This window comes from Desulfovibrio sp. (assembly GCF_019424165.1).
Classification (GTDB): Bacteria; Desulfobacterota; Desulfovibrionia; order Desulfovibrionales; family Desulfovibrionaceae; genus Desulfovibrio.
Map to the genome: position 1 here is coordinate 3,495 of NZ_JAHZAA010000032.1, position 25,504 is coordinate 28,998.

General features: G+C 57.5%; 19 protein-coding genes and 1 pseudogene. 15 read left to right on the forward strand and 5 right to left on the reverse strand.

Features of this window, described 5'->3' with window-relative positions; all coding sequences use genetic code 11:
* The 3 genes from QZ377_RS10060 to QZ377_RS10070 form a co-directional block, all read left to right on the forward strand.
* Positions 1-1,409: nickel-dependent hydrogenase large subunit (locus QZ377_RS10060; protein WP_291441019.1), on the forward strand; the 1,409-nt coding region annotated here is incomplete at its 5' end.
* Between the two features lie 53 nt (positions 1,410-1,462).
* A complete protein-coding gene (gene cybH, locus QZ377_RS10065; protein ID WP_291441020.1) occupies positions 1,463-2,167 on the forward strand; it encodes a Ni/Fe-hydrogenase, b-type cytochrome subunit in 705 nt (234 codons plus the stop codon).
* Between the two features lie 241 nt (positions 2,168-2,408).
* Positions 2,409-2,942: a hydrogenase maturation protease gene (locus QZ377_RS10070; RefSeq protein ID WP_291441021.1), complete on the forward strand. Its 534-nt coding sequence runs from the start codon at positions 2,409-2,411 to the stop codon at positions 2,940-2,942.
* 299 nt (positions 2,943-3,241) lie between these two features.
* On the opposite strand, the gene QZ377_RS10075 is transcribed toward QZ377_RS10070, so the two are convergent.
* The 4 genes from QZ377_RS10075 to QZ377_RS10090 form a co-directional block, all read right to left on the reverse strand.
* Positions 3,242-4,690, reverse strand: coding sequence for a DnaA/Hda family protein (locus QZ377_RS10075; protein ID WP_291441022.1), 1,449 nt, complete (start codon positions 4,688-4,690; stop codon positions 3,242-3,244).
* An 885-nt stretch (positions 4,691-5,575) separates the two neighbouring features.
* Positions 5,576-6,253 carry an outer membrane beta-barrel protein gene (locus tag QZ377_RS10080; protein WP_291441023.1) on the reverse strand — a complete coding sequence of 226 codons (678 nt, stop codon included), beginning with the start codon at positions 6,251-6,253 and terminating at the stop codon, positions 5,576-5,578.
* Between the two features lie 335 nt (positions 6,254-6,588).
* A complete protein-coding gene (locus QZ377_RS10085; RefSeq protein WP_291441024.1) occupies positions 6,589-7,635 on the reverse strand; it encodes a GNAT family N-acetyltransferase in 1,047 nt (348 codons plus the stop codon).
* A gap of 14 nt (positions 7,636-7,649) precedes the next feature.
* Complete coding sequence (locus tag QZ377_RS10090) at positions 7,650-8,111, reverse strand: hypothetical protein (protein ID WP_291441025.1); 462 nt, start codon at positions 8,109-8,111, stop codon at positions 7,650-7,652.
* 290 nt (positions 8,112-8,401) lie between these two features.
* Between QZ377_RS10090 and QZ377_RS10095 the strand changes: the two genes are divergently transcribed.
* The 9 genes from QZ377_RS10095 to QZ377_RS10135 all read left to right on the forward strand — a co-directional run bounded on the left by QZ377_RS10095 (position 8,402) and on the right by QZ377_RS10135 (position 20,039).
* On the forward strand, positions 8,402-9,199 hold the full coding sequence (locus tag QZ377_RS10095; protein ID WP_291441026.1) for a formate dehydrogenase accessory sulfurtransferase FdhD: 798 nt from the start codon (positions 8,402-8,404) through the stop codon (positions 9,197-9,199).
* A gap of 1 nt (position 9,200) precedes the next feature.
* The gene (locus QZ377_RS10100; RefSeq protein ID WP_291441027.1) at positions 9,201-10,457 is read left to right on the forward strand and encodes a molybdopterin molybdotransferase MoeA; all 1,257 of its coding nucleotides are present in this window, start codon (positions 9,201-9,203) and stop codon (positions 10,455-10,457) included.
* Between the two features lie 299 nt (positions 10,458-10,756).
* Entirely contained in the window at positions 10,757-11,263 is a 507-nt protein-coding gene (locus QZ377_RS10105; protein ID WP_291441028.1) for a hypothetical protein, read from the forward strand.
* A gap of 69 nt (positions 11,264-11,332) precedes the next feature.
* A complete protein-coding gene (locus tag QZ377_RS10110; RefSeq protein WP_291441037.1) occupies positions 11,333-13,909 on the forward strand; it encodes a molybdopterin-dependent oxidoreductase in 2,577 nt (858 codons plus the stop codon).
* A 76-nt stretch (positions 13,910-13,985) separates the two neighbouring features.
* Positions 13,986-14,771: a 4Fe-4S dicluster domain-containing protein gene (locus QZ377_RS10115; protein WP_291441029.1), complete on the forward strand. Its 786-nt coding sequence runs from the start codon at positions 13,986-13,988 to the stop codon at positions 14,769-14,771.
* A complete protein-coding gene (locus tag QZ377_RS10120; protein WP_291441030.1) occupies positions 14,771-15,733 on the forward strand; it encodes a hypothetical protein in 963 nt (320 codons plus the stop codon). Before QZ377_RS10115 ends, QZ377_RS10120 begins: the two co-directional genes overlap by 1 nt.
* Before the next feature lie 1,074 nt (positions 15,734-16,807).
* Positions 16,808-18,016 (forward strand): glycine betaine/L-proline ABC transporter ATP-binding protein, encoded by a 1,209-nt coding sequence (locus QZ377_RS10125; protein ID WP_291441031.1) that lies wholly within the window; start codon positions 16,808-16,810, stop codon positions 18,014-18,016.
* On the forward strand, positions 18,006-18,848 hold the full coding sequence (locus QZ377_RS10130) for a proline/glycine betaine ABC transporter permease (RefSeq protein ID WP_291441032.1): 843 nt from the start codon (positions 18,006-18,008) through the stop codon (positions 18,846-18,848). Before QZ377_RS10125 ends, QZ377_RS10130 begins: the two co-directional genes overlap by 11 nt.
* A gap of 327 nt (positions 18,849-19,175) precedes the next feature.
* On the forward strand, positions 19,176-20,039 hold the full coding sequence (locus QZ377_RS10135; RefSeq protein ID WP_291441033.1) for a glycine betaine ABC transporter substrate-binding protein: 864 nt from the start codon (positions 19,176-19,178) through the stop codon (positions 20,037-20,039).
* Positions 20,040-20,219: 180 nt separating this feature from the next.
* On the opposite strand, the gene QZ377_RS10140 is transcribed toward QZ377_RS10135, so the two are convergent.
* Positions 20,220-22,310, reverse strand: a complete 2,091-nt coding sequence (locus QZ377_RS10140; protein WP_291441034.1) for a methyl-accepting chemotaxis protein — start codon at positions 22,308-22,310, stop codon at positions 20,220-20,222.
* 467 nt (positions 22,311-22,777) lie between these two features.
* On the opposite strand from QZ377_RS10140, the gene QZ377_RS10145 reads away from it, so the two are divergent.
* The 3 genes and pseudogenes from QZ377_RS10145 to QZ377_RS10155 all read left to right on the forward strand — a co-directional run.
* Positions 22,778-23,794 (forward strand): FUSC family protein, encoded by a 1,017-nt coding sequence (locus QZ377_RS10145; protein ID WP_291441035.1) that lies wholly within the window; start codon positions 22,778-22,780, stop codon positions 23,792-23,794.
* Positions 23,795-24,055: 261 nt separating this feature from the next.
* Complete coding sequence (locus QZ377_RS10150) at positions 24,056-24,745, forward strand: helix-turn-helix transcriptional regulator (protein WP_291441036.1); 690 nt, start codon at positions 24,056-24,058, stop codon at positions 24,743-24,745.
* Positions 24,746-25,109: 364 nt separating this feature from the next.
* Positions 25,110-25,504, forward strand: a pseudogene (locus QZ377_RS10155) (hypothetical protein); the annotation flags it as partial.

Below are 25,504 nucleotides of genomic sequence, written 5' to 3' on the forward strand. Positions count from 1 at the left end.
CGGCCGCCAAGGCCGACCCCAAGGCAACGTCCGAGCTGGCGCAAAAACTGTCGCCCTGGCCCAATTCTTCGCCGGGCTACTTCAAGTCGGTTAAAGACAAGCTGCTCACGCTCATCAATTCCAACCAGCTTGGCATCTTTACCAACGGCTACTGGGGCCACCCCGCCTACAAGCTCTCGCCCGAAGCCAACCTTATGGTGGTCGCCCACTATATCGAGGCTCTGGATTTCCAGAAAGACGTGGTGCACATCCACACCATTTTCGGCGGCAAAAACCCCCATCCCAACTGGCTGGTGGGCGGCGTTCCCTGCTCGCTCAACATTGACGGTGTGGGCGCGGCCGATGTCATCAATCAGGAACGCCTGGACTTCGTGCTTCAGGTCATCGAGCGCTGCCGCACCTTTGCCCAGCAGGTGGTCATTCCCGACACACTGGCCTTGGCCGGCTTTTACGGCGACTGGCTCAATATCGGCGGAGGCCTGTCCAAACTCTCGGTACTGGCCTACGGCGGTATCCCCGACATTGCCAACGACTATACCGAAAACAGCCTGCTCATGCCTCCCGGAGCCATCATCAACGGCAACTTCAATGAAGTGCTGCCCGTGAGCCTGACCAATCCCGAAGAAATCCAGGAAACCGTCAACCATTCCTGGTACAAGCCCTACCCCGCCGGAAAAGCCGGTCTGCACCCCTGGGAGGGCATTACCGAGCCGCATTACAATCCCGGCCCCAATATCAAGGGTACGCCCACAGACCTCAAGCAGGTGGATGAACGGGACCGCTACTCCTGGCTCAAGACGCCCCTGTGGCGCGGCCACCAGATGGAGGTCGGCCCCCTGGCCCGCGTACTCATCGGCTACGCCCGCAAAAATGACGACATCAAGGGTCTTGTGGACGACTTCCTGGGCCGCGCAGGCGGTGTGCCTGTTACGGTGTTGCAATCCACACTGGGGCGTATAGCCGCCCGCTCTCTGGAGCTGGCATGGTCTGCTGAAAAAATGCGCTATTTTTACGATCGCCTTATCACCAACCTCAAGAACGGCGTCCGCGCCACAGCCAATACCACCAAGTGGAAGCCCGAATCCTGGCCTGCCGGCGAACTGCGGGGAGTGGGCTTTACCGAGGCCCCGCGCGGCGCTCTCGGGCACTGGGTTAAAATCAAGGACAGAAAGATCGAAAATTACCAGTGCGTGGTCCCCACCACCTGGAACGGCGCGCCGCGCAGCCCCGACGGGCAGTTGAGCGCGTACGAGGCCTCGCTGATGAATACCCGCATGGCCATACCAGAGCAGCCGCTGGAAATCCTGCGCACCCTGCACAGCTTTGATCCCTGCCTTGCCTGCTCGACCCATATTATTGGCCCCGATGGCAAGGACCTGCTCACTGTGCGCATGGACAGGGGCATGTAGCTCCGGCCCCGCTGACGCCCGGCGCGCACGCGCCCCAAGCGTAGGAGAATGATATGAGCGATACAAGACAAGGCACGCCCGAAGTCCCCATGGGCAAAAGCATCTATGTGTACCAGTTGCCCATACGCATCTGGCACTGGGTCATGGTGGCCTGCGTGAGCGTGCTCATCATTACCGGTTACATCATAGGCAAACCCTGGCTGTCCGTAGCCGGAACGTCAGCCTATGACACCTTTTATATGGGCTACACCCGCATGGCGCATTTCATTGCGGGTTTTATTCTCATCATCTCTACAGTATTGCGCTACCTCTACGGCATTATCGGCAACCGCTACTCGCGCGAGCTGATTATTCTGCCCGTCTGGAGCAAAGCCTGGTGGAACGACCTGTGGCACGACATCCGCTGGTATCTCTTTCTCGATAAAGAACCGCGCGCCCATGTGGGGCATAACCCGCTGGCCCAGGCAGGCATGGCTGTGGGCATGGTTTTCATGCTCGTGATCATGCTTACCGGCCTTGGCATGTATGCAGAGAGCAGCAGCCTGGCCTTCTTCAAACCGTTCCGCGTTGTGCTGGACTTCGCCTACTGGATAGGCGGCAACGGTCAGGAACTGCGCAGCCTGCACAGACTGGGCATGCTGCTTCTGGTCACCTTTGTAACTGTGCATATATACATGGTTATTCGTGAAGAAATCATGGGTAAGACCACCCTTGTCTCCACCATGTTCAGTGGCTACAGAGAGCGGCGCAAACCCTAGAACATTTTAACTTTGAAAAAGTTTAAATGCTCTACCACTGCACAAGAGTGCAGCGCGCCGTAGCACGGCGTGGATTCTGCCGAAAATCGCACTTTTCGGCAGAATGAAAACTTTGAAATGTAAAGCATTTCAAAGTTAATCTGCTCTAGGACCGTATCAGGCACGACAACAGGGCGGCTTCACTTCAGTGGGGCCGCCTTCTGCTTGCAGGCCCGGCCTGCCTACAAAAACAGGATCTCTCATGGAAGCAGTAATTATCATCGGCCTTGGCAATATTCTTTACGGTGACGAGGGCTACGGCGTCAGACTGGCGCAAAGGCTCTATTCCCGCTGGGATTTTCCCGGCAATGCAGAAGTGGTGGACGGCGGTACACAGGGGCAGACGCTGCTGACCTACGTAGAACGCGCAGACAGGCTGCTGGTGCTGGATGCAGTGGACTTTGGCCTTGAACCGGGAGAGATGGTCCTGCGTGAGCAGATGCCCGCCTACCTTACCGCACAAAAAATAGGCCCACACCAGAACAGTTTTTCCGAAGTTCTTGGTCTGGCGACCCTGCGCGGCAACATGCCGGAGCATTGCGCGCTTATCGGCGTGCAGCCTGCGGCCATGACCCTGGGCGCGGCCCTTTCCCCGGCGGTGGCCCGTTGCATGGACAAAGGAGAAGCCATGACGCTGGACGTTCTGCGCCAGTGGGGTGTGCATCCCACGCGGCGCGACGAACCGCGCCATTTATCCGCCTCTGCGCTGGATGCCCTGCTGCTGGCGGAACAGTAAGCGTTTAAAATGCGTTGTGTGGGCCTTTTGCAAAAAGGCCCACACACACGACCACGCTCCGCCCGCAAAAACCTTTATTGAGGTTTCACCCAGTTGCAGAAACTCTCCTGATCTGAGACGGAACAGCAGAAGCCGTGCCTTCCAGACGTAAACTGCTTCAAAAAGGCAATCTGCTCAAAATTCAAGAACCAGACTGTCACATGTCTGCCCCCCCCACAACAATACCCAAGCGCAATCATGCAAAAGCGGCCCGGTCTTTGAAAACCGGGCCGCTCATTTGCGATATGGGCAATAAAGCTCTACATGGGGCGTTCAGCCAACCCGGCATTGCGCTCAATAAGCGATACGGCGCGAGCGATACGGCGGCCCTCAGTGGACTCTCTGGACAGTTCACGCTCAAGCGAAGTAATGCCCTTGATGACGGTGGAATGACGGCGATTGAATTTTTCACCGATTTCTTCCAGGGTCATCTCCGTATGTTTGCGGGCCAGATAGAATGCGGTGTTGCGTCCGACCACACATTCCTTGCGGCGTGAGCGCGAAGCCAGCTGGCGCTCGTTAAGGCCGTAACTTTCGCAAACAAGGCGCAGGATTGTGGAAAAGTCGGGTCCACAAGCCACGTCAGCGTACTGGCTCAAAACTTCCATGGCCAGATCAACATTCAACCCACAGTTCAGCAGGCGGGCCTTGAAGATAAGGCTGTTGAGGCAGGATTCCATCTGGCGCACGTCGCCCGTCAGGCGGCTGGCGAGCAGGTCACAGACCGAGTCGGGCAAAAGCACCTGAAATGTTCTGGCCTTGCGCCCAAGAATATCACAGCGCATGTCCTTGGTAGGTCGGCCCATGTCGGTCAGAATGCCGGAGCAGAAATGCGACACAAGCTGGCTGTCCACTTTTTGCAGTTCGCGCGGTGAAAAAGAAGAGGTAAAAATGGCGCGGCCGCCTTTGGCCTGAAGGCTTTTAACAACAGCCAGGGCCATATCCTGCATTTTTTCCTTACCCTGGAAAAAGTGCACGTCTTCCATCAGGAGCACATCCAGTTCACGGAAGCGGGCCTTAAAGCCTTCAATGTCTTGCGCCCGCAAGGCCGTGACAAAACGCGAGGCAAATTCTTCGGCTGTAAGATAGCCCACGCGGGCATTGGTGCCTTCTTCGCTGATGGCGCGCCCCACGGCCTGGGCCAGATGCGTTTTGCCCAGCCCCGAAGTGGAATTTACAAAAAGGGTGCGCACACAGCCACTGCTGCGGCTCACATCCTGCGCGGCGGCAACAGCCATATTGTTGGTGGGCCCTACCACAAAATCGGCAAAGGAGTATCGCCAATTTTGCATATCACGATACACGGCTACAGACGCAAGCGGCAGAGATGCCTGGCGCGGCACCCGGGCCGGAGCCATAAAAGACGCAACGGCAGAAGGCGCAGAAGCTGAGGCATCAGCTTTAGCAGCAGGTCTTTTTTGCATACTACTTTGTTTTTCTTCAACAATCTCTACGTCTGCACTTTGCCCGGCTGCCTCGATACGCACATCGACCTGCTCCGGCTCAAGGCCGAGAACAGGCGCGGCAGCCTCACGCAATGAGGCAAGCATCATGCTTTCCAGCCTGCCAGCCACGTAAGCGTTGGGTGCCACAAGGTGCAGCCCGCCTTCATGAACAGTAGCGTGCAGAGGAGCAATCCAAACCTTGAAAAGGCCGGATTTAAGCATTTTTTTGAGATTTTCAGAAATTTCAGCCCATTTATCTCGCATGCCGCCTTGTAGCCCAAAATCCGGGCGGCGGGCAATTGATGAATAAAGGCTGTTTGGGGCGGAGGCGGCTTTTGCTTTCCCCAATTGCCATTCCTGTTAATTGTCAGAAATGTTTTATTTTTTTCTATTTGACAGCCCGTGTGGCCGCCCTGAAAAGCCTTAGCCCGTAAGGAGCGGGATAATAGACTTTATTATATGCACAAAATAACATTATTTTATCAACAAATTTAAAACATGTTTACTCCGTTTTTCTCATGTATGCTCCATTTTTTATCCATGCACGCCAAAAGTTCCGAACTATAAGGACGCATTGATTGTCAAGGGGGAAAAAAGATTTTTTCCTTTTTTTCTCCCCTGCGTAAATCGGCCGCGCAAGGGCAAATACAGCGAGGCAACCGCAGACAGCACTCCATCCATATTCACAACAGGACGACCATCACTGCCTGCGTGCTTCAGCCGTCAGATGCCGTCCCTGCCCATACGCCACCTCTGGGGGCAACAACACCCCTGCCCTGCAAAAAACTGTTTTCAAGGTCCGGAAGAAGCAGAAACGACCTCTTGCCCGGCTTCTTCTCCAGCGCCCCGGCAAACAGGCTTACAGGCCTGCCTTGCCAACAGCAAAGAGCCTCCCGGGACAGTCCCGGAAGGCTCTTGATCTTTGCGCCTCAAGCAGCGCCATTTTATTCTTGGCTCCCACCGTCCACACAGGACGGCGTGCATGAAGCCATGTACCGGCATTCAGCCAGAGCAAAATGCGTTACCAGTGCTCTGCAATTGCGCAGACAAGCATTCGCCACGAAGATGCGGGCGAGCTGGTTGCGCTGTTAAATACCGAAACGGGCGCCGCAAAAAATCTTGAAAACTCTGTTTTCAAGATAAAGCGTTCTAGAAGCCGTAACGCAGGCCGATCATAAATTCATTGTTGTAGGGACGGTTGCCCACTTCGTACTTGACGCCGCCCACAGTGGAGCTGACTTCGTTATAACCGAGGCCCACGAAGCGGTACGAAGCGTCAAGGGTGAAGCTTTCGTTGATGTCGTAAGACACACCGGCGCCCAGGTTCCAGGCAAAGTTGGTGAAGCGGTCGTCAGCTTCAAACTTGTTGCCGTCTTTGTCCTTGAAGGTGTAGCCGGTGTAGTTGAAGGCCAGGCCGAGACCGCCGCCCACGTAAGGGGTAAACGCGCTATCGTTGCGGAAGTCCCAGAAGAGGTTGGCGAACAGGGTGGAGTTATTCCAGACGCCCTTGACATCACGCAGGTTCGAGCCGCCGTCGCTCCAGCTTTTTTCGCTGTTGCCGCGCAGGGCGAATTCGATTTCAGCGCGCAGGGGCAACATCTGCTGGGGCCAGAAGTCATAGCCCAGGGCCATAGCGCCGCCAAGGGTGAACTGGTTGTAGTTGTCGACCCCGCTACCGGCCAGACCACTGGAACGTTCCATCTGTCCGGTGCTCTGGATGCTCATAAGGAATTTGGGGGCCAGGTACATGCCGGTGCCTTCGGCAGCGGCCAGCCCGGGAAGGGCAAGCGAAAGGGCAAGCGCCATAGCGACTATAAAACGTTTCATGACAGTCCTCCTAGTACTTTCCCTCATTTTTTTTGCGAGGGCAGCCTCAAATCTGGTTTATTAGCTAGAAAATGTCAATAAATTTTCTATAATTCCTCTCAAGTATACGCGCACATCAAGGATTTGCGGCCAGGCGCAGGGCCGCCACGCGCACCTGATGAACACAAAATAAATTTGCAGAAAGAGCATTGAAAACAGTCAGGTGGAATGCAAAGGAAAAATAAAAAACCGGTTGTGAGAAACCGGCCCAAGGGCGCATCAGCAAGGTGATTGCTTGGCGCAGGCATTTCGCGCACAGGGAAGACGCGGCCCCGTTGGCCGTGCTGCGGCATTTTTTACTGGGGAAAACCGGATTGTTTTTTTACCATAAGCCAGGTCTGTATGGGCAGGCGTTTTTCCGTCCAGTGCGCCTTATATCCCATGCGGGGTCCCGTAACCGGCCCCATGTCGTAACGCGAGGCATGTTCCTCACACAGCCAGGCGACCTGCTCAAGCTGCAACAGATTGCCTATGCCGGCATCCTTCCAGTTGCGGTCATAACTGAACTGTTGCCCACGATATATACCGCCTGCCATGCCGCCAAAAATAAAACCCACGTCCCGGCCCTCATGACGGGCAAACATGACGCGCGCGGCCCGCGCCGGGGCCAGACGACGCAGCATGGCCGCATAGAAACTGCGTGCAGGCTCTTCAGTCATGCCGCATTGCCCCTGGCCCTTCCAGCTTTCTTCTTCCACGGCCAGCATGCGGGCAAGCACGGTACGCGCCTCGTCCGCCGAAGCCGGAACATGCCGCTCGCACACGATGCCCCGCTCTCCGGCACGTCTGCTGCCTTTGGCAAGTTTGGCCCTGTGGTTGGCGGAGCGCCGGGACAAAAAACCATCCAGGCCGCCATCCAGAGAGGCCGCACACTGTACGGTTTCTGAATGCATGAAGAAATCAAAGCTGCGGCCAAAGGTCTGCAGAAGACGGCGCGGCGTTGCGCCGCCCGGCTGTAAGCCGCTGATGACAATGCGCGGAAAATATGGGTGGTACATGGCGGCCAGATCACTCATGGCGCGGGCCAGCATATCCACGGCGTGGGGACCCAGCAGGGGCGAACTGAAAAACCACAGCGTGTCTATGGGAGTCAGCAGTACCGATTCTGCGGAAAAAACCTGCTCCGCCAGCACCAGCACGCTGTCCACAACACGCCCCGGCTCATGCCACACCATGAGCTGCCGTTCGGGGGCAAAAACTTCGTGAAAAGAAAGCTGCCAGGCCGGGAGGCAGCAAAAAGGATCTGCCTGCCCTGAATACAGGGCGGCCCGCTGCCAGCCCTCGTGGTTTTCAAGTTCTTGAAACGCGAGCTTTCGCATCTGGCGTGCATCAGGTGTCTGCAAGGCCGCCTCTTACCCTACTTCACTTCTGTAGGGCACTGCTCGCCCCGGCTGGCATAGAAAAACCAGCCTGCGCCCGGATCCTGTGTGCGTTCAAAGCAAAAATCACCGGCAGCGCGCCACAGAACGGCAGGCGCCGTGGTGGCAAAGGCCGCGCTCACGGCAACAGCCTGCGGATCCTGCCCTGCCAGAACCTTGATGGCCTGGGCAACGCCCTCAAAATAGCGGCTCGAAGACGGGAGCATGTTGCTTATAACAGCGCGCTCCACTACCCCGTCGTTATCCAGAAAAAAGGTGGCGGTCACGCCATCCTCCAGGGTGCATATCTTTATCTGCCCCTGGTCCTGCACTGTCACCGAACCGGCAGGAAACACGCTCATCCACCTGGCCTTGAAGTCCTTCCACATCGGGCTGCCGTCGTCCGCCAGAGCGGGAAGCGCCAGAAGCGCAAAAAAAATGCAGAGCAAAAGTTTTTTCATAACAAAAACTCCTTTGCGGCAAATTCGTACTTTCCTGATGGGCAACGCGCCAGATGCCCTGTGCCGGACGCCCGCGCGCCCTGTTTTCTATAATAGGTGAGCATGCCGTTAATGAAAAGCCCTCTTTTACAAGACATTGTACAAAGCTGTCGGCCATGCTCCGGCAGTAAAAATCCCTTTCCGCGAGGCCTCTTGTTTTTCAACCCGTTTTGGCCGAAACTGAAGATAATCCGCCTGCCGCCACCGCGCCGCAGACGCAGCATCCCACCGCAAGGAGAAATCCGCCCGCCATGTCCAAGCCCGATCATCCCCCGGTCTGTTTTCCCATTACCCTTACCCGCATCAACCGTCTGGGCAGATATGAGGTGGACGACCTGCTCCTGCGCGAAGAAGCCTATAATCTCATATGCAACGGAAAAACCGTGGCCTGTCTGCACTGCATGCCCGACAAGCTTGAAGAACTGGCCGTGGGCAGGCTTTTTACCCTGGGACTGTTGCAGGATGCCCGGCAGATACGCTCTCTGAGCATTTTACCCCCCGCGGCGTCCCGCCCGCAGGCTGCCACAGATGCCAAGGGTACGGCGGTCAAGCTTCGTATGGCCGCCGCGCCCGATCAGCCCCCAGCAGGCAGCATGACCGTGACCCTTGATCCCCCGCCGCCCCCTGCACCCGCGCCTGAAGAGGACATATGCCTGGCTGCCGACAGGGTTCACGAATTGCAGACGGAATTTGAAGAACACTGCAATCTCTACCGTCTTACCGGTGCAGCCCACAGTTGCGCTCTGGCCGATTCTTCCGGCGTTCTGCTTTTCTATGAAGACATCGCCCGCCATAACGCCCTGGACAAACTTATCGGGGCCATGCTGCTGCGCGGCATCGGGCCACAGGGCAAGCTCATCATTTTCAGCGGCAGACTGGCGCTGGACATGCTGGAAAAGTCCGCAGCCTGCGGCGTGCGTCTGCTGGTGGCCCCCGGCGCTCCCTCACTGGCGGCAGTGGAACTGGCAAGGGCCGTCAACATTTCCATTCTGGGTTTTGTGCGCCAGGGCAATATCAATATATACACCTGTCCGCACAGGATTGCCTGACATGTCGCACTGCCCGTATTCCCCGGCCACTTCCGCGCAGGGTATGCTGCCCCTGGAAAAAGCGCTGGCAGCCCTGCTGGCCTGCGCCACCCCGGTGAAACAGACCCTTTCGCTTCCTCTGTTGGAGGCCGACAGACGGATATGCGCGGCAGACATATATGCCGGGCTGCCGCAGCCGCCGTTTGACCGTGCGCAGGTGGACGGTTACGCCGCGCGCAGCGCCGACCTTGCCGCTGCAAACCCGGAAGCTCCGGCCACCCTGCAGGTGACCCAATTTCTCTATGCGGGCAGCGGACCGGGTATGCCGGTGCGGCCCGGCCAGGCAGCGCGCATAACCACCGGAGCCATGCTGCCCCCCGGAGCCGACTGCGTGATATGGCAGGAAGATACCGACAGGCGCGGCCACAGCATCAGCGTGCGCCACAGCCTCGCGCCCGGGCGCAACTGTCATGCCCAGGGGCGCGATGTAAGCCCGGGGCAACTGCTTGTGGGCAGGGGTGACACGCTGCACAGCGGCACCCTCGGCCTGCTGGCCGGTCAGGGGCATACCCATGTCCCCGTATACGGCAGTCCTGCGGCAAGCATGCTCGCCACGGGCGATGAACTGTACCCGCCAGGCCTGCCGCTGCCCAAGGGAGGCATCTACAATACCAGCGCCACCTTGCTGGGCGTACGCCTGCAACGGCTCGGCGCGCATATTGCCGACATGCGGGTCTGCCCCGATGACGACGCGCTCTTGTTGCAGCATATGGAAGACCTGCTGCCCCGCAGCGCCCTTGTCATCACCACCGGTGGCGTCTCGTGGGGGCCGCGCGACCTTGTGCCACGGCTGGCGGCCAGACTCACCGCCCGTCACGGCGGCCGCCTGCTTTTCCGGGGGCTGAGCATGAAGCCGGGAACCATGACCCTGGGCGCGGTTGTGGGCAAGACCATCCTGCTCGGCCTTTCGGGAACCCCCGTGGCTGCCGCAGCAGCCTTTGAGCTGCTGGCCGGGCCGCTTATCAAAAAGCTCTCCGGCCGCGCCCGTTATGGTCTGACCCGGCAACGCGGCATCATGAGCAACGACTTCGGCACATGCCGTAAAGACTCGCGCCGCCTTGTCATGGCGCGGCTTGAGGGTACTGACGTTTTTCTGCGCCCCCGCGGCGAAGGCGTGGGGCAGCCTGCCCTGCGCGACGACTGCAACTGCTTTGTGGACATTCCCGCCGGATGCCCGCCCCTGCGGCGTGGAGACGAGGTGGATGTCATCCTGCCGTAACGTGCCGCCGCAAAAATATCTTCCTGTAGCGCACATTCCGGGCGCTGTGGCCTGACCCGCGCGTGCCTCGCGGGCAATCACCGATGCGGCTGGCGCCAGATCCGCGTATTCCGGTCTTCTTTATTCCGGGAGTCTGACCGGCGGCTCCCGGATTTCTGACATCATCAGACCTTATTAGTAAAAACTGCTATTGCACGATCTTGCCATACAGACTAGCATATAGGCCTGTTATATAAAAAAGCGTGAATCCGGGCTTGCCCCACGTGCTCTCCCAACAGCCGAAAACTGCGAGAAAGAACATGCCCCATCACAAGGAACCTCTCAGCCCGCGCACTGCCGTGTGCCACAGCAGATACCGCGATGCGGAAAAGCACCACGGCGTGTGCCTTTACTGCGCCATCGGGTGCGGACTGAACATATATACCTGCCAGGGCGAAGTCGTCGGCGTGGAAGGCGATGACGAAAGCCCCGTAAACCGGGGCCGTCTTTGCCCCAAAGGGTCGAACACCCTGCAGATGCTGCGCAGCCCCCACCGTGTCGCCACGGTGCGCTATCGCGCGCCCTATGCCACCCAATGGGAAGACCGCCCGATGGACTGGGCCATGGACCGTATAGCCCGGCTCGTGAAGGTCGCCCGCGATGCCGGTTTTCAGGAAAAAAATGCGGCAGGCATGACCGTGAATACCTGTCACAGCATCGCCTCTCTCGGCGGTTCCGCCAGCGACAATGAAGAGAACTACCTGATGAAAAAGCTCTTCACCGGCGGCCTCGGCATGCTGGATGTCGAAAACCAGGCCAGGCTCTGACACTCCGCATCCGTGCCCGGTCTGGGCGCGTCATTCGGCTTCGGCGCTTGCACCAACTTTCCGCGCGACATGCGCAACAGCGACTGCATCCTTGTCATGGGTTCCAACATGGCAGAATCCCATCCCGTTGGTTTTCAATGGGTCATGGAAGCTAAAGAGCGCGGCGCAACCCTCATTCATGTAGATCCGCGCTTTACCCGTACTTCGGCTGTGGCCGACCATCACATAAGCATCAGGCCCGATTCGGACCTGGCCTTTCTTGGCGCGCTTATCCATCTTATCCTGAAGAAAAACGGCTGGTTTTCTGATTTTGTCAGCCACTACACCAATGCCTCCACCCTGGTGAGCGAAAAGTTTTCCTTTGATGAAAACACGGGCCTTTTCGTGGGCTTCAATCCGGCAACACGCGCCTACGATCAGCAGCCGGACGCCTGGGAATATGAGCTGGATGAACAGGGAATGCCCAAAAAAGACCCGACCTTCCAGCACCCGCGCTGCGTTTTGCGCGTGCTTGAAAAACAGTACGCAGGCTATACGCCCGAAAAAGCTGCTGAAACCTGCGGCTGTAGCCCCGAAGACGTGGAACTGGTAGCCGACCTGCTCATGAGCAATTCCGGGCCGGAGCGTACTTCGGTCATGGCCTATGCCCTGGGCTGGACACAGCACACCAGCGGCGTGCAGATCATCCGGGCTGCGGGCATCATCCAGCTACTGCTCGGCAACGTGGGGCGGCCGGGCAGCGGTATTGTCGCCCTGCGCGGGCATGCCAACGTACAGGGCGCCACAGACATTCCCACCCTGTTCAACAATCTGCCCAACTACATTCCGCAGCCCAAGGCCATTGCCGAACACGCCACCCTGAAAAACCTGCTGGAATACGGACACGGCCTGAGTGGCCGCAGAGGCAGGGAAGAAAGCGGACTGTGGCGGCAAGAGGGACTCAAGGGCGCATGGGCGGCCATGCCCTCCTACATGGTCAGCCTGCTCAAGGCCTGGTACGGCGATGCCGCCACCGCAGACAACGAGTACTGCTACCAGAACCTGCCAAAAATGCAGAAGGACGAATCCGAACAGATCTTTTTTAAAGAGGCCCTGCAAGGCACCGTGCGGGGGATGTTTGTTTTCGGGCAAAACCCGGCAGTAAGTTCGCCCAACTCCGGTTTTCACCGCGAAGCCATGCGCAGGCTGGACTGGCTTGTGGTGGTGGACGCCTTTGAAACCGAAAGCGCCGCCGTATGGTACGCCGACCCCAACGGACCCGGCCCGGAGACTGTGGGAACCGAAGTTTTTCTGCTTCCTGCCGCCCTGGCTATGGAAAAAGGCGGTTCGGTTTCCAATACCGAACGGCTGGTACAGTGGCATGAGCCTGTTCTGGAGGCTCCGGGCGACAGCAGGTCCGACCTCTGGTACGTCTACCAGCTCGGCAAGCGGCTCAAGGCCCTTTACGCCGATTCCACCGAGGAGAAAGACAAGGCCCTGCAACAGCTTACCTGGGACTATTGCAAACCCGGCGAAGACGAGCCGGACCCCGAGCTGGTGCTGCGCGAAATGAACGGATTCAATACCGCCACGGGCGAGCACCTCAAGGCCACAGGCCAGCTTGCCGCCGACGGCTCCACCGCCTGCGGCTGTCGCCTTTACTGCGGCGTCTACCCCGCGCCGGGACAAAATCTTGCCAAACGGCGCGGCACCATCGGTGATGAAGAAAATTTCTATCCCGACTGGGCCTGGGCCTGGCCTGGCAACTCGCGCATTCTCTATAACCGCGCTTCCGCCGATCCAGAGGGTAAGCCCTGGTCCGCGCGCAAGGCCATCATTCAATGGGATGCCAATGCCGGACGCTGGAAAGGCGCAGACGTACCCAACTATGTGCTCAACAAGGCTCCGGACTATCGCCCAACACCCGAAAGCAAAGGTATGGACGCCATACCGGGTGATGCGCCCTTCACCGTGCATTTCGACGGCCTGGGCTGGCTGTTCGCGCCATTCGGCCTTTCCGACGGCCCCATGCCCGTACACTATGAGGCCCTGGAAACCCCTGTGCGCAACACTATGGCCGCACAGCAGATATCCCCATCGACCACAATCATTGAAGATTCGCGCAATGCCATCGCCGCGCAGGGTGATCCCCGCTATCCCGTCATTCTCACAAGTTACCGGGTAACGGAACAGTTTGTGGCAGGCGTTATGACGCGGCGCTCAAGCTGGATCAACGAGCTTCAGCCCAGCCTGTTTTTTGAAATGGACCCGGAACTGGCCGCAAGCCTTGCCCTGCGCAATCTGGACTGGGTCATTGCCGAAAGCAGGCGCGGCTCCATCGAGGGCCGGGTTCTGGTCACTCCACGCATGCAGCCGCTCATGGTCTGCGGCAACAAGGTGCATGTGGTGGGCGTACCCATGCATTTCGGCTACAAGGGCGAAGTGACGGGAGATTCCGTCAATGTGCTTACGGCGCTGTCTCTCGGCCCCAATTCGGACATTGCCAGCGTCAAGTCCATTGCCTGCCGCATCAGGCCCGGCAGGCTCACGGCCCGCAGCGAACACAAGGATGATTTCAAAGACGCCTACGCGCCGCTGCCGGACGCCCCCATGAGCAAGGTCCCCTGGATATGTAAGCCTGAAGGGAGGCTCGACTATGACAACTGAGACGCGCCTTCCACAAAAGCCCCGCGGTTTTGCACAGCGCCTGCTATATCCTTTCAGGCGCGGCACAGGACCGGCGATGCAGGAGCCGGTAGGCTTTTTTACCGACACCTCGGTATGTATCGGCTGCAAGGCCTGCCAGGTGGGCTGCAAGCACTGGAACATGCTGCCGGGCCTTGAGCCGCGGCTTTCGGGCCGCAGCTATGACAACACACTGGAACTTTCCGCCCGCACATGGCGGCATGTAAAGTTCGCCGAGGTCATTGATACCGATATTCCGGCCAACAACCGCCAGGGCCTGCACTGGCTGCTTGCCAGCGACAGTTGCAAGCATTGCGACGACGCCCCCTGCCTGCGGGCCTGCCCCACGGGGGCGCTCATCCGTACCGAAGTGGGCGGCGTGTACCCGCAGTCAGACATCTGCAACGGCTGCGCCTCATGCGTTGCGGCCTGCCCCTTTGGCGTTATTGCCAGAAACGAGGAAAGCGGCCACTCGCACAAATGCACCTTCTGCCTTGACCGCGTGCGTGACGGACTGCAACCGGCCTGTGCCAAAACCTGCCCCGCCGCTTCCATACGCTTCGGCAGACTTGAAGACATGCGCAATGCCGCCCGCAACCGCCTCGCCCATCTGCGGGCGCAGGGCGTGAGCAATGCCCGCCTTTATGGCCTTGAACCCACAGAAAACTACTCGTCCCTGCACAATATTTTCCTGCTGCTGGACAGGCCCTCCACCTATGGCCTGCCCGAAACGCCCCTGCATCCCGCCCGCCGTCTCAAGGGCGACTATATCCGCGCTGCCGCCGGAGTGCTTCTCGGCATTGCCATACTGGGCGCGTCAGTCATTTTCGGAGGTGTCCTGTAATGCAAACCACCACGCAAAACGCACAAAGCGCTCTGTCGCAAAAGACCTCACGGTCATACAGTCAGGACTATTCCGGTGATATCATCCCCCACCTGCCCCCCTGGGGAAACATGACAGTCGTTGATGTGTGGCTCAACAATGCCGCTCTTGGGCTTTATACCGTCACAACCTGCGCCCTGCTGCTGCGGCCGGTGACCTTCGGCATTCTGGCACAGCCCGCCTTTGTGCTGGCCTGGCTGCTTCTTGTGGCCGACCTCGGCCTGCTTGTGGCCGACCTGGGCGACCCCACGCGCTTTCACCACATGCTGCGCACCTGCCGCCCCACCTCGCCCATGTGGGTGGGTGTATGGGCCTTGACCCTTTCGGCGGCAACCATGCTCATACCGGCCTTATGGGGCCTTATGGGGCTGCTCACCGGTTTCAAGGTTCTGTCGCCGGCCAACTCCGCCAGTGTCATGTCTTTTATGGGTTCGGAAGCGGGAGTACGCGTGCTTGTGCTCTTTCTGGGCCTTGGCGGCATCTGCGCTGCTGCTGGCCTTTGCTACAAGGGCGTGCTTTTTTCGGCCACGTCCCGTCCTGTATGGCGCAAAGCCCGCTGGTTTTCCGCCTATCTGACCAATGGCGGCATATTGCTTGGCTGCGCCCTGTTCACGGCTATGGGCATGGCCCTGCACCTGACCAATGGCCTGCAAAGGCTCTTTCCTGCCATGCTCGCCATGCTTGTCATCGACATGCTTCTGCTTGAGCTGCACCTGCGGCCTGCCCTGAAAGACGGCTCAAGCCCCTTGCAACGCCGCAATCTCGGCACTGCCACAGCCCTGAACGCGGTGGCCTTTGCCTGCCTGCTTGCCGTTACGGCCGGAATAACACAGCCTGCTCTTGTGGCCGTGGCCACGCTGTGCATCGCAGCCTCTGCCCTTATGGGCCGCCACAGCTTTGTGCTGCCCATGCGCGGCGTATAGCGCGGTTACACGCTGCGGCCGTTCCGGCATCTGCGCTGGCAGGGCCGCAAGGCGCCGCCTGAATACTGCGAAAATGCATGTCGCAAGGTAAAGCACGCTCAGTTGCAGATTGCCCGGTACATTCCCGACAGCAAGCCCCTTCGCCTGAACGGAGGGGCTTTTCATTACAGACACGTTACACTTTCCCCGCTTGCGCTCTTTCCCAGAGCATTTCACCGTTGGGAGTATATATTCTCAACGGTGAGGATACGCTCGTTACGGCGCTCAACCGGGAAAATAAATTGCGTTTGCGCCTTCACAGCGGGACTGCACACACAGGCGTGGAGCAATTTAAAAAAGTACATTGCTCTGACGGGCAGCCGGGCGCGTTTGCTTTGTGCCGCCGCGCTTGCGGGCAAGCCCGTCGCCATGACGCCGCACAACGCACAAGGCCGCATAGCGGCCATGACCGGGCCTGAAAGAGCGCCCCAACGCCCCGAAATATGAAAATAAATACATAAATAAAATTCATACTTGCATCGCATGTTTTTTTACTTTAGTATTATCTGAATATCACATCAAACAGCGTGGCACCATGTTATTCTCTTCAGAATGACCTCAACAGCGTGCTACAGCTTCTGTAGATTCAGCGCTATCCAAGGTCGCATCTTAAAAGAATCTTCATGCATATCTGAAAAAATAACTTTTTTCATTATGTAACATGTGTAAAAGAGTTATACTGCATTTACATATATATATTGCAGCATGGCGCAACAGAAATGTGAATGACATAGATTTTCCGTCCCGGCCTGTATTCTCGACCTTGAACAGACCGAAGGCCGAAAACAAAGGAGTCAAAACACAATAGAGTAACAAATTTTCTCTGCACAGCATGCTGTTTTGTTCTCACAATACTTTTTATAACACTTTATGGAAGTTCGGTTTGTACCGAGGAGGCGTTCATCTGTTGGTGCCGTCAACGCTGATGACTCCAGCAAGTTCGTTTTGACGATCAATCATTATCGTCCTTCCATATACTCGCCCGGTTACGGGCTACACCCGCGACATTTTTATGCCACGGCAGAAGGAGGGTATATGGCAAAAATTTCCATCCAAAACATTTCTAAAGTCTTCGGCCCACAGCCTGACCAAGCGCTTGAACTGGCCGCCGAAGGCGCTTCACGCGCGGACATTCTGCGAAAAACCCGCACCACGGTGGCCCTGCGCGACATATCCCTTGACATTACCGACAGCGAACTGCTTGTCATTATGGGGCTTTCCGGCAGCGGCAAGTCTACCTTGCTGCGCTGCCTCAACGGACTGATCATGCCCAGCACCGGACGCATTCTTGTGGACGACGCGGATATAACCACAATGAATGCCAAAGGGCTGCGTCATGTGCGTCAGCGCTGCTTCGGTATGGTGTTTCAGAATTTTGCGCTTTTTCCGCATCGCACGGTATTGCAGAATACTGCCTTCGGCCTTGAGGTCATGGGCGTATCTGAAACCCAGCGCCTGAAAAAAAGCGAAGAAATGCTTGAGCGTGTCGGCCTTTCGCAGTGGAAAAACTCCTACCCCGGCGAACTTTCCGGGGGCATGAAGCAGCGTGTGGGTCTGGCCCGCGCCCTGGCCCTTGAGCCGGAAGTGCTGCTTATGGATGAAGCCTTCAGCGCTCTTGACCCCCTTATCAGGCAGGAAATGCAGGACGAACTGCTATCGCTGCAAGAAGACATTCAGAAAACCATTGTTTTCATCACTCATGACCTTAATGAGGCCTTCAAGCTTGGCGACCGCATTGTTCTGCTGCAGGACGGAGCCGTTGTGCAGACCGGAACCCCTGAAGAAATCCTTCAGGCCCCGGCCAACGACTATGTGGCCCGCTTTGTCGCCTCGGCCGATGCCTCGCAGGTACTGACCGCAGCCAGCGTCATGAAGCGCTCTGAAGATACCGCGGTGCTTGGTCTGGACGGCCCGCGCGCTGCCTTGCGCAAAATGCGCGTACACTCCATTGCTTCGCTTTTTGTGCTGGACCGTCACCGCCGGTTTGTGGGCATTCTTAACGCCGATGAGGCCGAAGCCCTGATCAGCGAAGGTCGTTCAGATCTTACTGAAATAACCCGCACAGATATCGTGACTGTCACGCCCGACACCCCGGTTACCGAGCTTGTGCCGCTCATGGCCGAACTGCCCTATCCGCTGGCTGTGGTAGACAACCGCCGGCGTTTACAGGGCGTTATCGTACGCGGGCTGTTGCTGGGCGCGCTGGTGGAGCACAATGACAGGAGAGGCGCGCATGCTGCCTAGACTACCGCTGGCCGGTTATATTGACAGCGGCGTGGAGTTTCTGGTGGAGCAGTTTTCCGGTGTTACCCGCGCCGGGTCTGCCATCATGCTTGCCCTGCTGGACCGCTTTGAAGATTTTCTGCTGTTGCCGCCCCCGTGGCTCTTTATTCTGCTTCTGGCGGCTCTGGCCTGGTGGGTGACACGCCGCCCGGGGCTGCCTGTATTCGTGACTCTGGGCTTTGCCCTTTTGTGGAATCTGGGGCTGTGGACGCCCACCATCAGCACGCTGGCCCTTGTGCTTTCGGCCACCCTGCTTTCCGTGCTGGTAGGTGTACCCTGCGGTATTCTTGCGGCCATGTACCCCATGGTGCGCAAAATTGTCATGCCCGTGCTGGACGTCATGCAGACCATGCCCGCCTTTGTCTATCTTATTCCGGCCATTCCTTTTTTTGGCATCGGCAAGGTCAGCGCGGTGGTGGCCACGGTCATCTTTTCAGTGCCTCCGGCCATACGCTTTACCTGCCTGGGCATACAGCAGGTTCCCCGCGACCTTGTGGAATGCACCGAAGCTTTTGGCGCAACACGCATGCAGCGCCTGTATAAACTGGAGCTGCCCCTGGCCATGCCCACCATTGTGGCAGGCGTAAACCAGACCATCATGCTGGCCCTTTCAATGGCCGTCATCGCGGCCATGATCGGCGCGCGCGGCCTGGGCGGCGAGGTATGGAAGGCCATTCAACGCCTCAATATCGGCATGGGTTTTGAAGCGGGGCTTGGTATCGTTATTGTTGCCATCACCCTTGACCGCCTTTTCCGCGCGTTGGCGCAAAAAAGTTCCGGTAACGCCCATTAGGGCAGACTGGGTTTGAAAATATGCATTTTCAAACGCGTGAGGACACTCACCCGATATTACCCCGCCCCGTACGGGACCACCGCGGTTTGCCTGCAAACCTTGCGGCCACCGGCTGAAGCTGCGCTATGCCGCAGCGAGGCCCTGCCGCAAACAAGGCGGGCAAGACTGTTTTTCAACAGCCTGTAAACAGTATTTATGCCCACGCTGTTGTTACTGTATACCGGCCGTGCGCGGCGACAGGACGGGCAACCATGCCCGTAGCCGCGCCAGCCGTACAGATGCCGCTACTGTGACCGGCATAAGGAAAACCTTGTAAAAGGAGGACCAATGAAACTTCGCATACTGACTCTCGCCGTGGCCTTTGCCCTGCTGCTTTCTGCAGGAGCTATGGCCAAAGATAAAAAAGAAGATAAAAACCTTCAGTTTGTTTACGTTGAATGGGACTGCGCCAATGCTTCGAGCCATCTGGCCAAAGCAGTGCTTGAAGACAAGCTGGGCTATACAGTGGAACTGCTGCCCGTGACCCAGCCCATCCTCTGGACAAGTCTTGCCACCGGCGATGCCGATGCCATGGTGACCGCATGGCTGCCCGACACCCACAAAGACATGCACAACAAGGTCAAAAACAATGTGGAAGTGCTTGGCAAGCTTACGGGTGGCGCGCGCCTTGGCCTGGCCGTACCGGACTATGTAACGCTGAAATCCGTTGAAGAGCTCAAGGCCAATGCCGGCAAGTTCAAGGGCCGCATCGTCGGCATCGACCCCGGCGCGGGCGTCATGCAGCTTACGGAAAAGCTGATGAAAGACTACGGCATTGACAATATGGAACTGATGGAAGGCAGCGATACCATTATGACCTCCAGCCTGGCCGACGCCATACGCAACAAGGAATGGATTGTGGTGACGGCCTGGTCGCCTCACTGGATGTTCGGCCGCTGGGACATGCATTACCTTGAAGACCCCAAGGGCAGTCTCGGCAGCGAAGAGGGTATCTATAATGTGGCGCGCAAGGGCCTCAAGGAAGACCACCCCGCCGCCCATGCCTTTTTGTCAAAATTCGCCTACGCCAGTCCCGAACAGTTGCAGCAGCTCATGGCCTGGAATCAGGAAAAAGGCGCGGACCCCATGAAAAACGCCCGCCGCTTCATGCAGGAGCATCCTGAGCTGGTGGAAGCCTGGCTGGCAAAGTAACTGAAACAAATTACAGATTGCCGCAACCAGCAGCCGCTGTTGCAAAAAGTCCCCCGGCATCAATCCGATGCCGGGGGACCTGTACGTTATGGGCAGCCGGAGCGCCCTGTGAGGCGGAACAGTCAAGCTGCGTCTGCGCCTTTAATTCCGTAACAGATCACTACGTTCTGCTGCGGGTACTCAGGCCTGCTTCATACTGGTAATAAGCTTGCTCAGGCGGTTGGCCTGCTGCGCCAGCTCTTCCACCGCGCTGGACGCCTCATTCATGGCCTGGGCCGTCTGACCGGCCATATCATTGACCTGTACAATGGACTGGTTGATTTCCTCACTGGCGGCAGACTGCTCTTCACTGGCTGTGGCAATGGCCCGCACCTGGTCTGCCGTGGTTTCCACATTACTGACGATCTGGCGCAGCGCATCGCCGGACTGGCTGGCAAATCCGGTGGCGGTTTCAACCTCTTCCACTGCCTTGTCCATACCGCTTACGCTTTTGGCGGTGCTTTCCTGAATGGCAGTGATGGCATTGCCCACATCCTGGGTGGAAGCCATAGTTTTTTCGGCCAGCTTGCGCACCTCATCGGCCACCACGGCAAAGCCGCGTCCGGCGTCTCCGGCCCGGGCAGCCTCAATGGCCGCATTGAGGGCCAGCAGGTTGGTCTGGTCCGCAATGTCGGATATGACGCCCATAATGCGGTTAATGGCCTGGGCATGCTCATTCAGCTGGTTCATGTCTTCTTTGAGTACCAGGGAAACCTTATGCACCTGATCAATGCTTTGCAGGGCCTGACGCACTATCTGCGCGCCGTGTTCCGCATTGCCCCTGGTTTCATCAGACATACCCGACGCCAGGGAGGCGTTGCCCGCCACCTCACGCACGGTGGAGTTCATCTCGTTCATGGCTGTGGCCGCCTCGCTCAGGCGGGCCGCCGATTCGGCAGACATATGGTTTGACTGGCTGATGCGGGCCGTAAGCTGGTTGGATGCCGAAGAAATGATAGTAACCACCTCTTCCAGTTGTCCGGCCGCCGCCAGCATGCCGTCACGCCGGGCGCTTTCTGCCTGCTGACGGGCAAGTTCGGCCTGCTCCGTGGCTGCCTGGGCGCGCAGGGTCTGCTCCTCGGCCTCGGCACTCTTCTGGTTGGCGGTTTCAATCATGCTTTGCAGGTTGTGAACCATGTTGAAAAGCGAATTGCGCAGCTCCGCCAGTTCGCCATAAAAATCGCGCGCATCAAGCTGTGCCTCAAGGTTCCCCTGGGCGATCTTGTCCGCCGCTTCCACGATAAGCCGCAGCGGGCGGTTGATGGAGCGTACAATAAACCAGGCCACCGCCAGCATGACGAGGGCGATGACAGCGTAAATAATGGAAACGGAGCGTATGGCCTCGTTGGTTTCTGCAAAAATTTCACTTTCATCCTGAATAACGGCGATCTTCCAGCCAAAACTGGTTGTCAGCACGTTGGCCCGCACGGGTATGCCCTTTATGCTGGTAAGCACAATACCTGACTGGGTTTTGAGCAACTGTTCCAACCCGGGGCTTTGTATGTCCTTGCCGATAATTTTACCGGTAAACTCCTTATCCTTGGGATCACAAATGATGCGGCCTGTGTTTTCCACAAGCAGGAAATAGCCTGTCCGGCCAAAATTCATGGCCTCGAATTTTTCCGAAAGCCCGTTAAGGGAAACATCAACGCCCAACACTCCGCGAAAAACACCACCGCGGTCACGCAGGCTGTGCGTGACGGGGGCCACCAGTTCACCGGAAATGGAAAGATAACTGTCTGACAGACCAACGGCCTTGCCAGAATTCATACGGCTCACATACCAGGCACGCTTGGAGGTATCAAAACCCGCAGGAATGGGACCGTCGGCCATGGATGACCCATAGCTGCCGTCAGGATAGCCCGCATACACTTCAACATAGGACGGGTTCGTCTTGGCCAGCCTGAAAAGAGGTTGGCCCACGCGGGCAGCTTCCGGGTCCAGGGCCGAACGCCTGTAAGCATTTTCAGTGGATGTGTTCTTATAGTTGGGAAACGTGTTTTCCCCTTCAATGAGCAGTTCATCAGTGGCCAAAAAGGCAAGGTTACGTTCAGCTTCGTTAATAAAACCTTCAACATAGCTGCCCATGAGTTCTAATTGCTCTCCGGAGGCCGTCAGATACGACTCTTCGGCAGTGTTGCGCATCTTACTTGTCACATAGGGTATGGTTCCACCGGCCATGATGGCTATCGTCAGCAAGAAACCAAGTATCACCCGCGCCTTTATGGTCATATACCGTTCCTCCTCTGCCTGTACTCGCGTCAGGCAGGCTGGCAGCGTCCCTTTTTGCCGTATGCCTTCGCCATTTCTGTAACTGCTCTCTCTTTCTGAAATCGTCCGGCTGCCCTGTTTCTTAAGATGTCCATAGAAAAAAGAATTTAAAATAGTTTATTATATTTTGAAATAGGTGAGCACTTTAGAGCCGCACAGATCCCGTTGCTGTCACCTAAACAAATCGCATGATGTTTAATTGTAAAAACAGTATGTTAATTGAAAAATAGTACTGAAAAGCCGATATTGTGGTACGGCAGGGGCTGGGTTGCAGCGCATTTTCCCGAGCAACTGGCGGACGGACTTGCCGCTTCCGGTTTATATATAAAAAAAAGACGGTTGACCTGACGTAAAGAGCACTGTACCTAATTTATAGTAATTCCTTTTAACAATAAAAGCCACTGTCTGTCTATAAACTCGGAGCCTGCATGCCCACGCTCACTCATCGCCGCGACCTCGTTGTCCGGGGTATACTCTACATGCTGGCCATGGCCATTCCCACCAGTGTCAGCCTGATCTGCAACGAGCCGGAAGTGCTTGTGCTGGGCGCTCTGGGGGCCTTGTTCGCCCTTTTTATCGCTCCCCGTTACAAGCCGTTGCCGCGCACTCTCTGCATCGGCGCCGGGGGGTTGCTCGTTTGCATGGCTGGCGCGGTGGGTGTGTTTACCCAGGGCAACAATAATCTTGCCCTTATACCCCTGGTCATGTTCAGTTGGCTGGCCGCCCTGCCCAGGCCGGATCAGGCCTACCTCAGCCTTGTCTTTAAAAATATGGGTACAGCAGCCCTGCTGACCCATTTCGGCATGACCAGTTCCATCAGTGCGGTTGCCATCTATATGGCCGGTCTTGCCCTGGGAGCGACCCTGAGCGTGCTGGGCATACGGTTCGGCAGCGGACAGGGCAGCGGCGCAAGCCCTTTTGAAGAATTCAAGGCGTTCAAGCACGGGGCTGTCAACAACCCGCTGTTCGGCATGGCCGTTCCCACTACTGTACTTTTATGCACCTTGGCCGCAGGCGGCCTGCACTTCAGCCATCCGGCATGGGTGGGGCTGACTGTTCTCTTTGTCATGCACAGTGACGGCGCCACCGAACTGCGCCGCATACGCGACCGCGCCCTGGGAACAGTCGGCGGCGTCATTGCTGTCGCTCCCCTTGTATTCTATATTTCACAGCCCCTTCCGCTTGCTGCTTTCGTGATCTGTGCCGCCCTTTTCATCCCCTATGCGCAGGGCGGCCACTACATGCTCTTCAGCTTCATCATTACCCTTATCGTGCTGCTGCTTATCGACATGGCCACATTGCGCATGGGGGGTGATATTTCCCTGCTGAGATGGCGGCTGCTCGACACCATCCTGGCCTGTGGAGGAGTTCTTATATCCAACCTCATATTAAGATTTATAACTTCCAGGCTCAACAGCAACAAAAAACTTGAAGATGCCGTATAAACACAGATGCGGCATACAACAATCTGGCTGCATATCCACATAAAATTGTTGAAAAACATATTATAAACTAAAAATTGATAAATTTATTGCACCCAACACTCAAGACTGATATGTTGTTCGTATGCATTGCCGCCGCCAGCTCTGTCGCCCTGGCAGCCTGACGGTATTTCAAACAAAAACCGCCTCCCACATCAACGGAGCGAGCCGGGGCCGTCATACGCACTCCCGCCAGGGGAGCAATGACGGCCAGCGAGGTACGCCATGCCAGAAGAAACAGACTTTACGAAAACCCTGCACCGCCTGATGCAGGCCATGAATGCCTCCAATGATGCAGAACTGGCCCGCGCCCTGGGCATTACCCCACAATCCATCAGCGGCGCGCGCAAGCGCGGCGAAGTGCCGCCCGCCTGGGTACAGGCCAGCGCCGCCGCAACCGGGGTGAATGCCCACTGGCTGTTTTTCGGCAGCGGGCCAATGCGGCTTCCCGAAGCTGCCGAAGGCGAGTTGCCGTCCACGCATGGCGACTGCGAGGCGGATCTTATACATGTCCCCCTGGCTGAAGCCCGCCTTTCTGCGGGTACGGGCAGCCTGGAAGTCAGCGAGCGCAGTGAAGACAGTTACGCCTTCAGGGGTGATTTTTTGCGCCGCAAGGGCAACCCACGGCGCATGGTGCTCATGCGCGTATCCGGCGACAGCATGGTCCCGGAAATTTTTGACAACGACCTTGTACTGCTGGACAAGGGACAAACTGAAATCAGCCCGGGGCGCCTGTACGCCGTGGGCTTTGAAGACGCCATCTATATAAAGCGTATTGACAAGGTTCCCGGTAAAATCATCCTGCATAGCGTCAATCCCGCCTACCCCCCGGTAAGCCTGGACCTGCGCGGCGACCTTGCCGACCAGTTCAGGGTTATCGGCCGCGTACTCTGGTCAGGTCGCGAATATCGTTAGGGCATTTCATGCTCGTAATGCCCGGCGGGATGCGCACGCAAACTTTACCGCGCAATGGACGCTGGCGCTTTCGCCCAGCGTAAACGGAAATCTCGGGTGCTCAACGTGCCAGAGCAGCTTTGCTGTACCGCTGCTCTGGCGGCTGTACGGGCAGGAGTTCGCCACGAAAGCGCCAACCTGGCAGCGTGTCTGAGCGGTTGAACGCCACAGTGAGCATGGGGCAAGCGTTGCGAACCCCCATGCGCAAAGATAAAATGCTCCAGATGGCGAAAATGCCTCCGCAGGCGCGGCTCAAGCTATTGCGCCGCCCCGGGGCGGCGCGTACACTGCGCGCAATATGGTCTTTTCCAGTAAGGAGTACAGGATGTTGCAAGGTCGTTTGAATTTTTTTGGCGTCATACTGCCCATCATGGCCATTCTGACTCTGCTGTCTTTTTCTTCCAGCGTATTCAGCGCGGAAAAACCCGCAGAAAAACCGGCGATTCAGGCAAGCGGCCAGCCCGGCGGCAACCATGAGCAGGAAAGCCGCGCGGAATCCCAGGAAAAAGATCTGGATGATGAAGCCCAAGCGCCAATCGACAGCCTTTTCAGCCCCGGCTACCAGGCATGCATGGACAGCGCCGCGGGCGTGACCACCGAAATGCAGGACTGCATCAATGCTGAACTGGAACGGCTTGAAAAAATTATCGCCGTGCGGCAGATCGCCCTGCCCCCTGTGCTCGGTGAAGAGAGATGCAAAACACTGCGCGAAACCCTCAC